General features: G+C 55.5%; 14 protein-coding genes and 1 pseudogene. 7 read left to right on the top strand and 8 right to left on the bottom strand.

Features of this window, described 5'->3' with window-relative positions; translation table 11 throughout:
• Positions 1-433: 433 nt before the first annotated feature.
• The 3 genes from Q7C20_RS26160 (at position 434) to Q7C20_RS26150 (ending at position 2,941) form a co-directional block, all read left to right on the top strand.
• The gene (locus Q7C20_RS26160; protein WP_123718138.1) at positions 434-838 is read left to right on the top strand and encodes a TraR/DksA C4-type zinc finger protein; all 405 of its coding nucleotides are present in this window, start codon (positions 434-436) and stop codon (positions 836-838) included.
• A gap of 164 nt (positions 839-1,002) precedes the next feature.
• Positions 1,003-2,619 carry a methyl-accepting chemotaxis protein gene (locus Q7C20_RS26155; protein ID WP_375071114.1) on the top strand — a complete coding sequence of 539 codons (1,617 nt, stop codon included), beginning with the start codon at positions 1,003-1,005 and terminating at the stop codon, positions 2,617-2,619.
• 115 nt (positions 2,620-2,734) lie between these two features.
• A complete protein-coding gene (locus Q7C20_RS26150) occupies positions 2,735-2,941 on the top strand; it encodes a hypothetical protein (RefSeq protein ID WP_375071113.1) in 207 nt (68 codons plus the stop codon).
• A 6-nt stretch (positions 2,942-2,947) separates the two neighbouring features.
• On the opposite strand, the gene Q7C20_RS26145 is transcribed toward Q7C20_RS26150, so the two are convergent.
• From Q7C20_RS26145 to Q7C20_RS26135, 3 genes are all read right to left on the bottom strand, one after another.
• Positions 2,948-3,184 carry a DUF2789 domain-containing protein gene (locus Q7C20_RS26145; RefSeq protein ID WP_375071112.1) on the bottom strand — a complete coding sequence of 79 codons (237 nt, stop codon included), beginning with the start codon at positions 3,182-3,184 and terminating at the stop codon, positions 2,948-2,950.
• 73 nt (positions 3,185-3,257) lie between these two features.
• Entirely contained in the window at positions 3,258-3,488 is a 231-nt protein-coding gene (locus Q7C20_RS26140; RefSeq protein ID WP_375071111.1) for a hypothetical protein, read from the bottom strand.
• A 124-nt stretch (positions 3,489-3,612) separates the two neighbouring features.
• Complete coding sequence (locus Q7C20_RS26135; protein WP_348060726.1) at positions 3,613-3,888, bottom strand: hypothetical protein; 276 nt, start codon at positions 3,886-3,888, stop codon at positions 3,613-3,615.
• A 407-nt stretch (positions 3,889-4,295) separates the two neighbouring features.
• On the opposite strand from Q7C20_RS26135, the gene Q7C20_RS26130 reads away from it, so the two are divergent.
• Both Q7C20_RS26130 and Q7C20_RS26125 read left to right on the top strand, forming a co-directional pair.
• Positions 4,296-4,745: a hypothetical protein gene (locus Q7C20_RS26130; protein ID WP_017846547.1), complete on the top strand. Its 450-nt coding sequence runs from the start codon at positions 4,296-4,298 to the stop codon at positions 4,743-4,745.
• A 132-nt stretch (positions 4,746-4,877) separates the two neighbouring features.
• Positions 4,878-5,894 (top strand): ABC transporter substrate-binding protein, encoded by a 1,017-nt coding sequence (locus Q7C20_RS26125; RefSeq protein WP_348060730.1) that lies wholly within the window; start codon positions 4,878-4,880, stop codon positions 5,892-5,894.
• Positions 5,895-6,034: 140 nt separating this feature from the next.
• Here Q7C20_RS26125 and Q7C20_RS26120 read toward each other — a convergent pair whose 3' ends face one another.
• Together Q7C20_RS26120 and Q7C20_RS26115 are read right to left on the bottom strand one after the other, a co-directional pair.
• Positions 6,035-8,161 carry a TonB-dependent receptor gene (locus Q7C20_RS26120; RefSeq protein WP_375071110.1) on the bottom strand — a complete coding sequence of 709 codons (2,127 nt, stop codon included), beginning with the start codon at positions 8,159-8,161 and terminating at the stop codon, positions 6,035-6,037.
• Positions 8,162-8,256: 95 nt separating this feature from the next.
• Positions 8,257-8,646 carry a DUF2946 domain-containing protein gene (locus tag Q7C20_RS26115; protein ID WP_348060734.1) on the bottom strand — a complete coding sequence of 130 codons (390 nt, stop codon included), beginning with the start codon at positions 8,644-8,646 and terminating at the stop codon, positions 8,257-8,259.
• A 92-nt stretch (positions 8,647-8,738) separates the two neighbouring features.
• On the opposite strand from Q7C20_RS26115, the gene Q7C20_RS26110 reads away from it, so the two are divergent.
• Both Q7C20_RS26110 and Q7C20_RS26105 read left to right on the top strand, forming a co-directional pair.
• Positions 8,739-9,176, top strand: a complete 438-nt coding sequence (locus Q7C20_RS26110; protein ID WP_375071109.1) for a DUF3995 domain-containing protein — start codon at positions 8,739-8,741, stop codon at positions 9,174-9,176.
• Between the two features lie 41 nt (positions 9,177-9,217).
• Positions 9,218-9,480 (top strand): annotated as a pseudogene (locus tag Q7C20_RS26105) (sodium:solute symporter family protein); the annotation flags it as partial.
• 160 nt (positions 9,481-9,640) lie between these two features.
• Here Q7C20_RS26105 and Q7C20_RS26100 read toward each other — a convergent pair.
• The 3 genes from Q7C20_RS26100 to Q7C20_RS26090 all read right to left on the bottom strand — a co-directional run.
• Positions 9,641-10,048, bottom strand: a complete 408-nt coding sequence (locus tag Q7C20_RS26100; protein WP_375071108.1) for a hypothetical protein — start codon at positions 10,046-10,048, stop codon at positions 9,641-9,643.
• A 154-nt stretch (positions 10,049-10,202) separates the two neighbouring features.
• Positions 10,203-10,535: a hypothetical protein gene (locus tag Q7C20_RS26095; protein WP_375071107.1), complete on the bottom strand. Its 333-nt coding sequence runs from the start codon at positions 10,533-10,535 to the stop codon at positions 10,203-10,205.
• 4 nt (positions 10,536-10,539) lie between these two features.
• On the bottom strand, positions 10,540-11,358 hold an 819-nt coding region (locus Q7C20_RS26090; protein ID WP_375071106.1), incomplete at its 5' end, for an RHS repeat domain-containing protein.

Below are 11,358 nucleotides of genomic sequence, written 5' to 3'. Positions count from 1 at the left end.
GGTGCCGAGTGGTGGGGCGAAGACCTTTTGCTTACTTTTGGGTCTTTCCAAAAGTGAGCCGCTGTAAGAGCGGAACCCATATCAGCCTTCACCCAAATAACGGATATGCCCCCAAACCCCCAACCCACATTTAATCTTTATCCGACAGTTCTAACCGTTGGTCTTCTATATACCTCCATACCACTGAATTTCTTGCTATAAACGCACTCCGATAACCATTCACCGAGCCCGTCCTGGTGCTTTTGGGGGTTATCTCGGAAAAATTGCCTGTCTTTTCAGTTGCTGCGCCCTCAAGTCGGCCTTAGACTGCCGCCCCTCGTAAATTGAGTGCCGGGTGGCGCTTGGAATGGATGGCGCCTTTCCGAGACCTGCAAAGGTCGACCGGAACGCTCCCTTATTCGCCTTAATGCACGTATTTTTTATAGAGAAATCAATGACAAAGGAAAAGTTGCTGGCCATGCCGGCGGATGACTACATGAATGCCGAACAGCACGCTTTTTTCGAGAAGTTGCTGCAAGACATGAAAGTGGAACACCACGCGCGCATCGAGCAGAACCGCATCGCCATTGAAAGCCTGGACACCCCGGCTGACCCGGCTGACGCCGCTTCCGTTGAAGAAGAGCGCACCTGGCTGGTGAATGCCATCGACCGCGACCAGCGCATGCTGCCGCAGCTCGAGCGTGCTCTGGAGCGCATCAAGGAAGACTCCTTTGGCTGGTGTGATGACAGCGGCGAGCCTATTGGCCTCAAGCGCCTGCTGATCAGCCCGACCACCAAGTACTGCATCGAAGCGCAAGAGCGCCACGAGCAGATCGACAAGCACCAGCGTCAAGCCTGATGCGGTGAACGGGGGGGCCGTGCTATCGGTCTCCCCCAAAAAAATCCCCGTTACCCCCCACGTCTATTGATCTGCTGCAAGCACACCACCAAAGGCCCATAGATAATGGCCCAATAGTGGCGTCTAATGCACAAACAATAACGACAAGCAGTGGGGTGACAACGATGGCTGGAGACGGATCTCTGATGGGCGCAGCAGTGCCACCGCAAACGGTGGCGCGCGCGCTGCCCGGCTGGTTGACGCCGCTTTTGCAGAGCATCGCCCTGGTGCTGGTACTGCTGGGCCTCGCATTTGCCGGCTTGCCGATCTACCTGGGCCTGCCCTTGGCCTTGCTGGTGATCTGGCTGCCATCCCTTAAAGCGCGAACGCCGCGCAGCGTGCCCTCCGAAGCCGTTGATACGATGGGTGAGCTGACCCGCGATCTTTCCTACACCACCAGCCATAACGCATTGTCTGCGGCCGGCGTGGCCTATTCGGTCAAGCAACTGGCAGCACGCTTGCAGTCGCAATTAAGCGCGGCCAAGCAGATTGTCAGCAGCGCCGAGGTGATGATCGGCACCGAACAGGTCACATCCCAACTCAGCCGCCAAGCCTTGGGAGCCGCGAGCCAGGCCCATCAACGCAGCACCGAAGGGCGTGAAGTGCTGGCACAGTCGATCACCCGCATGCACCAGCTCAGCCAGCGCGCGAATGCCAGCCGTGAGCTGATCGAGGCGTTAAGCCAGCGCAGTGAAGAGATTCAGCGTGTAACCCTGGTGATCCAGTCCATCGCCAGCCAGACCAACCTGTTGGCGTTGAATGCGGCCATTGAAGCGGCGCGCGCCGGTGAGCATGGGCGCGGGTTCGCCGTGGTTGCTGACGAAGTGCGCGGCTTGGCGGGGCGCACGGCCACGGCTACCGACGAAGTGGGCGTGATGGTGGCGGATATCCAGCAACGCACTGCGCAGGTCGTGGAGCAGATTCGCCAGCTGTCGTCAGATCTGCACATCGGCGTCGAGCAGGTCGAGCATGCCGGTGAGCACCTGCAAAGCATCGCCAGCCTGGCGGCGGACGTAGAAGGGCAGGTCAATACGATTGCCCAGGGCACCGACACCAACCGCGCGCAACTCGACAGCCTGTTCCATGCCGTGGAGCAAATGCGCAGCGATTTGTCGGTGAGCGACCAGCAAACCCGACAACTCGCGGAGGCGGCCGTACAAATGGAAGGGCAGGCGGAGACCATCAGCGAACGCTTGGCGCAAGTGGGGCTGGATGACTATCACCAGCGCATCTACGACCTGGCCCGCGAAGGGGCCAGCCGCATTGCCGAGCAGTTCGAGGCCGATGTAGTGAGTCGCCGTATCAGCCTGGAGCATCTGTTTGACCGCAGCTATACGCCGATCCCGAATACCCGTCCGAGCAAATACCACACGCGTTTTGATGGCTACACCGATCAGGTATTGCCGGCGATTCAGGAAGCGCTGTTGCCGCGCCATGAAGGGCTGGTGTTCGCGATTGCCTGCACGCCTCAGGGGTACGTGCCGACGCACAACAAGGCGTTTTCCCATGCCCTCACCGGTGATGCCGAGGTTGACGCGGTGCAGAACCGCACCAAGCGCAAGTTCGACGACCGCACCGGCATTCGTTGCGGCAGCCATCAGCAAGCGGTTTTGTTGCAGACCTACACCCGCGATACGGGCGAATTGATGCATGACCTGTCCGTGCCCATCATGGTCAACGGACGGCATTGGGGCGGGTTGCGTTTGGGCTATAAACCGGAAAGCGCGAAGGCCAAACAGTAGGGATTATTGCTGATTATGCAATGCAGCTATTCCGCAGATAGCTTTTTCCGACTGGCAGAAAACCGTAGCATGACCAACATTGTTAGCAAGCTAACTAATGCAGCGGAGAAGCACCATGCAAAACAAAAAAGTCGATGTCGCCGTGATGATTGGCAGTGGCGTTCCCGAAGCCTTGCGCGCGGTGGGCCAAAAAGCGTGCTGGGTAGTGTTGCTCAATGGTGAGCAGCGCGGCACGGCGTTCGCCAGTCGCGATGAGGCGGAAGAATGCAGGGCTGCCTGGCAATCGCTGATGCTGCTGGAGCAATCAGACAGCCTGCATTGAAGGGGGTCAGCGCGGTTGGTGCAAACGTTGATTCAGCTCGTCCACCGGCATCGCCCATTCGGCGTCGTCACGCAGTTCTTCCTTCAGAAACTGCGCCTGCTGTGGCGTCCAGAACTGCGCGTCGATCAACTTCACGTCTTCAGGCAACGGATGCGCGACGATAAAGGCGTCGATAGCCTCGGGGTTTGAATCCAGGCCGAGTTGATCGAACAGGGTTTGAAGCGTAGGAATTGGCGCGTCCATAAATCATTCTCCATGCAAAGTGAAGGTCGTTGTGCATGTGAGGGTTGGGGCGCGACAGAGTTCTATCGGATTATCAGGAATTGAGTGCACCTGAATCCACGGCGGTTTTCAGGGCCTTGGCGGCGTCTCTACCGGCGGCGGCGGCAGCTTCAACAGTTTTGAACCAACGATCTTTTTCGACCTGGTGCGTGGTGATGGTTTTCAGCGGTGGTTTGGCCCGCATGATGATGACCGCTTGAAACTCACCGTCTACTTCCCTGGCATCGCCATGGATGAAAAATTCGCCAATATCAAATTCCGTCACGTATCGCCTTCCCTTCAAGTTAACTGCATCAAGCTACCTGCACTGATGAAACCTGGCCCGCAAGGGGCAAATTTCAATGGACGGGCCAGTATGGCAGTTGTTGGGCAAAGGCGGCGCGGTAAAGTCATCCAGGTGACGAAACGATGCCGCCGTGAAGGGCGTACAAGCTTGCCTCCAGCTCTTTGGCTAGCGCGCAGGCCTGAGTGTGGTTGCTGCGAAAGCCTTTGATCCTGCCGCTGGTCACTTCCAGGATATGAAAGAAATTGCGTCCGGCAGGTACAACTTGGTAAAGAACAGAATTGGAGTACCCGCTCTCGCTTTCCAGGCAGTAGTATTGACGCTCGTCTTGGTAGGATGAACGAGTACGGGAAGACGTAGCGGCGTGTTGGCGTGGTTGCATGGTCAGCTCCTGTCGATCGATCGTATTGAGTCCCGCGCTGTGTTTCGGGTGGTTTTAACCCGTGTTGCTGTTTTAGTATTGTCGTCGGCAGTCGGTGCTTGGTTCCAAGCCAGGTATTTTGTTATGTGTGAGCTGTCGGAAACTGCGTTTTTAGTTGGGCTATTCTCTGAAGCTGGTCGGCACGTATTCTCGTGCCGTTGAACCTGTGATTTCCTGTGACGCCTGATGACCTCTCACAAGGTCCATCGTGCACGCCTGTACTAGTCTCACGGCGCAGCAGGGGCTTTTCTTCAGTTTTAAAGCAGGTGTGTGATCGTGCCTCCGGGCCGTTTTTTGTGCTGCCCGCGCTTGGCGGACAGTGCCTTTTTTGATGTGGGGGCGTTTCCTTGGCAGTCAGTAATCTGGATATGCACGCTTTATTCGTGCTGGGTGATTTGCGCGCAAAGTTGGTCAAGCAGTTTCAATCCCGTTTTGTTTACATCACTGAACAGACGCCCGAGGGCATCTACATCGCCGAGATCGATACCGAATCGGCACTGGTGGTGGACGACAAACAGCGCCTGGAACTCAAGGTAGGCGACCACTTCCGTGCAGCGGTGTTGCCAAGCCGTGAAGGCGGCAAGTTCGAGTTGAAGTTTCGCGATATCAAGTTGACGGTGTATGGCTTGGGCGACTACGCCTTTGTTTCCTCGGCTGAAGGCCAGGGCATCGTGTTCAAGGAAGGCCACAGCGTGATGCTGGTGTTTGCCGCCAACGAGCAGTTGCAGGAAGGTTTGACCAAAACCCTCAAGGCCGTCACCGGCAAGGCTGCCAAATGGCGCAAGGGTGAATTGGTGACGTTCAAGGCCAGCGAGTAATTCATAAACTACCGGTGCATGCGTCCTCTCCCGGAACCTCTACTACAGTTGAGTTGACTTAACTATTCAGAGGCTTCGCGCATAAGCAGCAAAGCCCTCCGTTATGGCTGCGAACACGCGAGGTGCAAGAGCATGAAAGGATTGAAATCCCTGTTGGCGGCGTCCCTGACCACCTTGAGTCTATCGGTGGCTTCGTTGCCGGTATCTGCGGCCCAGGCGCCGGTGCATTTCGCCGACTTGAACTGGGAAAGCGGCAGCCTGATCACTGAGGTGCTGCGGTTTATTGTCGAGAAAGGCTATGACCTGCCTACTGACACGTTGCCCGGCACCACCATTACCCTGGAAACCGCACTGGCGAAAAATGATATCCAGGTGATCGGCGAAGAGTGGGCGGGCCGCAGCCCGGTGTGGATCAAGGCCGAGGCCGAAGGCAAAGTGGTGGGCTTGGGCGACACGGTCAAAGGCGCTACTGAAGGCTGGTGGGTGCCGGAATACGTGGTCAAGGGCGACCCGTCCAAAGGCCTCAAGCCTCTGGCGCCAGACCTCAAGACGGTGCAGGACCTGGCGCGCTATAAAGACGTGTTCAAGGACCCGGAGTCTCCCGGCAAGGGGCGCTTTCTGAACAGCCCGATCGGCTGGACTTCGGAAGTGGTCAACGCGCAGAAACTCAAGGCTTATGGCCTCAACGACAGCTACGTGAATTTCCGCAGTGGCTCGGGCGCAGCGCTGGATGCCGAGATCGCTTCGTCGATCCGTCGTGGCAAGCCGGTGCTGTTCTATTACTGGTCGCCGACGCCATTGATGGGGCGTTACAAATTGATTCAGCTGGAAGAACCGCCGTTTGACGCGGATGCGTGGAAGACGCTGACAGATGCAGACAACCCCAACCCAAGGCCGACGCGCTCGTTGGCGTCCAGGTTGAGCATTGGCGTGTCGACGCCGTTCCAGAAGGAGCATCCGCAGATTGCCGAGTTCTTCACCAAAGTGCAGTTTCCCATCGAACCGCTGAATAAAGCATTGGCCGCGATGAGTGAGAACCACACCGCGCCCCGTGAAGTGGCGCAGGTGTTTCTCAAGGAACACCCGCAGGTGTGGAAAGCGTGGTTGACGGATGACGTGGCGCAGAAGGTGGAGGCGAGCCTCAAGTAAACCCTGTCTTCCTGATACATAGAGATAAGTGTGGGAGCGGGCTTGCTCGCGAATGCGGTGGTTCAGTCACTGGATGTACTGACTGAACCACCGCATTCGCGAGCAAGCCCGCTCCCACATTTTTTAATTACATTTCAGGCTTAGAATTTAGTCTGAACCGCCACCTCAAACGTCCTCGGCGATCCCAGGTAATACGCCGGCGACACATGCGCAAACTCCGCATACACCTCATTCGTCAAGTTACGCACTCGCCCGGTCACTGAGGTGTGCGAATCCACCTTATAGCGCAAGAACGTTCCGAACAACGTGTAGGCTGGCACCGTCTGAGTGTTGGCATTATCCGCATACACTTGCGCCACGTACCGCGCATCCACGCCGCCTTGCCAGTCTTCGGCAAAGTCATAGGTCAGCCACAGGTTGCCCACGCGCTTGGGCACGTTGGTCGGCGTGTTGCCTTTGCGCGAGACCACCGCACCACTGGCAATTTTCTCGTTGAAGTCGTCGTACTCGGCGTCTACCCACGCAAAATTGCCTTCGGCCAACAGCCTTGGGGTGATGCGCAGCGAACTGGCCAATTCAATCCCTTTTGACGCCTGCGCGCCCACCGGAATGCTGTTTTCAGGGGCCAGCGGGTCGGTGACGGCGAAATCCTTGCGCTCAATTTTATAGGCGGCGACGGTGGCCGAGCCGCGACCGTCCAGGTAGTCGAACTTGCTGCCCACTTCCCACTGCTTGCCCGTGGACACGTCAAACACCTGCGTGGTGGTGGAGGGCTGCTCGGCGGCGGTGCTGTATTGCACATATACATTGGCCGACGGAATGAACTGGTAAGTCAGACCCACGCGCCCGGTGACCGGCTCCCAACTGCGCTTGAAGTGGCGTGGGTTGGTGGCCGTCACCTGGCGGTGGTTGGTGACATCCAGGTCGATGGCGTCGTAGCGCAAACCGGTCAGCAGCGAGAGCTTGTCGGTCAGCCCCAGGCGGTTTTCCACGAACAGCGCTTTGGTGGTGACCGCGTTGGTCTTGTCCTTGACGAAGCCCGGCTTCGTGCCGGGAATGTCGTAGAAGTGCCCAGGGTCGTAGTTGTTTGGGTCCACCGTGCTCTTGCCTGGCACATTCAATGGGTTGTTGGTGGTGCTGTTGACCTTGTATTCAAAGCCCCCTGACCAGGTTGTCGAGAGACCGAACACACTGTCGTCATGGCGCAATTCGAATTGGTTGCCGCTCTGTTCGCCCTGATGACGTACCTGATAAGCAGTGGAGCGGTTCAACGCGCTGTTGTCAGCGTTGTACTGGTAGGTTTCCAGGTTGCGGTAATCGCGCTGGCTATCCAGGTGGTAAAGGGTGTTTTTCAACGTGGTGCTGTCGTTGATCCGGTAATCGATGATCGAGCGCGCCCAGAGGGTGCGCTGTTCGTAACGGCCATCGGCGACGTTGTAGTTGTTAAAACGGTTGTGCGTGTCGATTTTCAACTCGCCAGCCTTGGGGTTGAGCACTGGCGTGCCCCAGTACGGGCTGTCCTCATGTTCATCCTGATATTCCAGTGCCAGGGTGTGGGACAGGTCTGGCGTCAGGTCGCTGAGCAGGGAAAACGCCACGCTCCAGGCGTCGCGCTGATCGCGGTCGATATAGCTGTGATTGGTGTTGCGGCTCACATCCAAGCGTGCGTAGTGCTGCACATCGGCACCCGGCTCGGTCAGCGCGTGGTTCAGGCCGAAGGCCATTCCCGCCGTGTCGTAACTGCCATAGGTCAGTTGGCCTTCGGCGGCCTGTTCTTCGCGGGTCGCCAGTTTGGTCACGTAGTTCAGCGAGCCGCCCACGGAGCCTGCGCCGTTGATCAGAGAGGAGGGGCCGCCGACCAGCTCGACCCGGTCATAGATCCACGCATCCACCGGGCGCGCCAGGCCCGTGGCGACGTTGATGCCGTTGAACATCTGGGTGATTTGACTGCTGGTAAAGCCGCGATAAGACACAAATCCGCCAAACCCCGGCGGTGCACTCGCGTTAACGCCCGGCAGGGTGTTGGCCGCATCACGGAAGGTCTTGGCGCCGTGGCGCTCGATATCGTTACGGTTGGCGATGGCCACTGACGCCGGCGTTTCCCGCACGCTCAACCCGAGGCGCGACGCCACGCCGCTGGACTGGTCCAGGGTCAGGCCGGGTTCGGCAGTTCGCTCGCCATCAATGGTGGTGGGGGCCAGCTCAATCGCAGAGGCGCCAACAGGCGCGCAGCCGAACAGGCCCGCCAACAGGGGTAAATATTTCATGATTGAATCCTGAAAAACTCAGCTTGAAAACAACGCACGGCCGCGCGCATTCCTCCGTGGGAACGGTGGCCAGTGCAGCTCAGACAGCGAAGGGATCAGGCGAAAGCAGGAGGCGCGCGCGGGTTGGCCGTAGGCCAGGTGAAACGGGCAGGAATGTCAGCGGCAAGCACCACGGCCGGAGGTGGCGCGTGGGGTTGGGGCAGCACGGCCACATTCAGGCTGGAGCTGAGCGCCGGGCCCATCCCGCCAGTGGAACACAGCGGGCAACCGAAGGCCTTGGACAGCGTCGGCAGGTTTTCATCGGTGGTGTCTTTCGACGCGGGCGCCTGGGTGCGCGGGTCGACGGTACAGAATTGACCGCCGATGCCATTGAGCTGCATCCCCAGCATCTGCCCATGCCCAATACTGCACGCGAACACATTGAACAGGACGCAGCAATAAAGCATCCAGGCAATGAGCGAGCGATCGGCACGAGCGATTTTCATGGGGCGGCACTTTACCATCAGCCGCCGACGAAATGCCTACAAAAAATCTCAGGGCGACTATCCTCATTCGCACATTTCAGGGAGAGCCTGCCATGAGCTTTGTTGTCGCACGCTGGATGGTCGCCATCTTCACCTGCATCAGTATGGTGCACCTGTACTGGGCCGCCGGCGGCGAGCTCGGCAGCCTCGCCGCTATCCCGCAACTGCCCGGCGAATTCGCCAAGGGGCCAAAGCCCGCGTTCAAACCTTCGGCATTGGGCACCTTTTTAGTAGCGATGGGGCTGGTGGCGATAGCGTTGCTCGTGTGCTTGCGTGCCGGTTTGTATTTCTCGCCTGTGCCCCACGGCGCGCTGCAATGGGGCATCAGTGCAATTGCCATGTTGATGTTTGCCAGGGCCATTGGCGACTCGGAATTGGTTGGTTTTTCCAAGAAGGTTTGCGGGTCGCGTTTTGCGCGTCTGGATACTTGGGTTTACTCGCCGTTGTGCCTGGTGTTGGGTGTGGGGTTATTAGTCGTGGCGTGGACGTAAAAGCAAAACACACAAGCAACAAATCAAACTTGATTATTTAATTGGTCGTGTCAGCGTTATTTGGCATCTTCAGCTGTCGGGGAAATAAACTCGGCGCAATCTGTGGGATCTAGTGTTGGCAGGGATTGTGGCCGCGATTGCGCTGAGCACGCTGTACCCGGATGACATCCCGGCGCTGGGTTCGCTGACCGACGGGATTTTGGGGTTTGGTGGTGAATGCGGCGATTTTGTGGTGTGTGCGGTGGAGAGTGCGCGGATTGATGGCTTGTTTGAGATCGCGGCGGGTGGCTTGGGATGCTCTTGAATGTCGAGTAAATGTTGCTTGTTTTGCTGTTTTTAATAAGTCTCCATTATTAAGTGTTGTGATGCGTCTTGTTTTTAATAAATATTCTTCAATCCTTGAGTTGAAATTGCGATCTGCTACTGACGAGCGTTCATCTTTGATGGGCCAAGCTTTTGACAACTCAGTACAGACTTGCGAAGTCTAAATCTCCCTCAAATGAGATGCAGGCTATCCAGCTAATAGATTCTGACACTATATAGGTGTGTTGAGGTATAGTCGAAAAAATTTGTAATGCTAAAGCAACATTGCTCGTTGAGTAAGCGTTGTCAGTCGAATCGCCAACTACAAGAATACAATCTCCGCTGACGCGTATGATTTTTTTTGTAAGTGATTCGAGTGCACCTTGTGATGCTGTTGTACCGAAATAAGTACTGTCTTTTAAAGAGTCCCATGCGATTCGGTTTCCAGCGAAAGGGAATTTTTCATTTATTGCGTTCACTATAAAATCGTGTTCGCTTTCAGGAAGAATGGTGAGTTTTGCACTTGTTTTTTTGAAGTCTTCTATTATTTCTTCGTCAAAGTAGCTCATATTTGTTTTTTATATTCATCTTGTATGTTTGAAACAAGAAATTCATTGTTTTGAGTTGATTATGTTTTTGCTAGTTGTTCATATAGGTCTGAGGATTTAAAGTGCGAGCTTTCTAAATTGTTTGGATCAATAATATTTCCTGAGTCGATAAGTTTTAGAAAAAGAAATATAGTCCAGTGCCTCTTTCTATCGCCATCCTGTTGAGATAAGTGATTTTTTTTGCCAGTTCAGGATTTTTAGGTATTGAATTGTTTTCAAATAGTTTCAGGGATTTTTTTAGATCTGACTCAAACCGGATGTTCTCATCCTCGTAATCATCGATCATTTTTCCAAGCTGGAAATTGATAGTTTCCAAAACTCCTGATTCCCAAAGTTGTTGGTATTCTTCGTCTGTCAGTGAAATGCTTTCCAATAATGATTCCGGGCAATGATCTGTATCTAACAGGTTCATCGCTTCCAAGGTCAAAGGAGTACAAATGAGCTTCATTCCTTCATTCCTTCATTCCTTTGTTGAAGTGGGTGGCTTCATTATATTCACTTTGTGTCCTGCCCATTTGCTTTCCAGAAGGAGATAGTTTGTTGTTTGGTACAATGCCTTCTAGGCTGAGGTAGCGTCTAGATCCCGGTAGCGAAGGGTCATGAATTCTAAAATAGCCTCCATTCAGATCTTCTACTACTTCTATACCATCAGAAGAGTTTTTATGTATTTTTTTACCTTTGCCCGTTGTGGTGACGACTGGATCGGTACCGGCGAACTTTACAATGTTTTCATTTAGGTCTGCCGTTTTCCAGTTGGCGGAGTATTTTGCTGCTCTCTGCGCGCCACCCGTATTGGGTAGCTCGACTTCTCCTTCGTTTGCACGTACGGGTTTTGACGGGTCGTTAAATGTACCTTCAGTTTTGCAACTATCTCCTGGACAAGTGCTGAGGCCCAGTGGATCCACCCACCCGGTAGGATTGGGAACGTACTGGTACGCATTGATCCCACCTGCCAGCTTCACCGGGTCTGGCGTCAGGTAACGACCAATATCTGGATTGTAGTAGCGATGGCGGTTGTAGTGCAGGCCGCTTTCTGGGTCGAAGTACTGGCCCTGAAAGCGCAGCGGGTTGTCGACTTTGCCTACGTCCAACCGACTGATTTTGCCATATGCCTTGTAATGCGCGGACCAGACGATTTCGCCGTTGGGATCGGTGAGTTCCTGCGGGGTGCCGAGATGGTCGAGTTGGTAGTGATAGGGCTTGGTTTCTTTTGGGCCAAAGCCTTCCAGCATTGCCAGCGGGCGAAAGCTGTCGGGTTCGTAGATGAAGCT

The organism is Pseudomonas sp. AMR01 (genome assembly GCF_041946035.1).
Lineage (GTDB): Bacteria > Pseudomonadota > Gammaproteobacteria > Pseudomonadales > Pseudomonadaceae > Aquipseudomonas > Aquipseudomonas antarctica_B.
The sequence above is the reverse complement of the archived record's forward strand: the minus strand, read 5'-3'. Positions and strand labels throughout refer to the sequence as shown.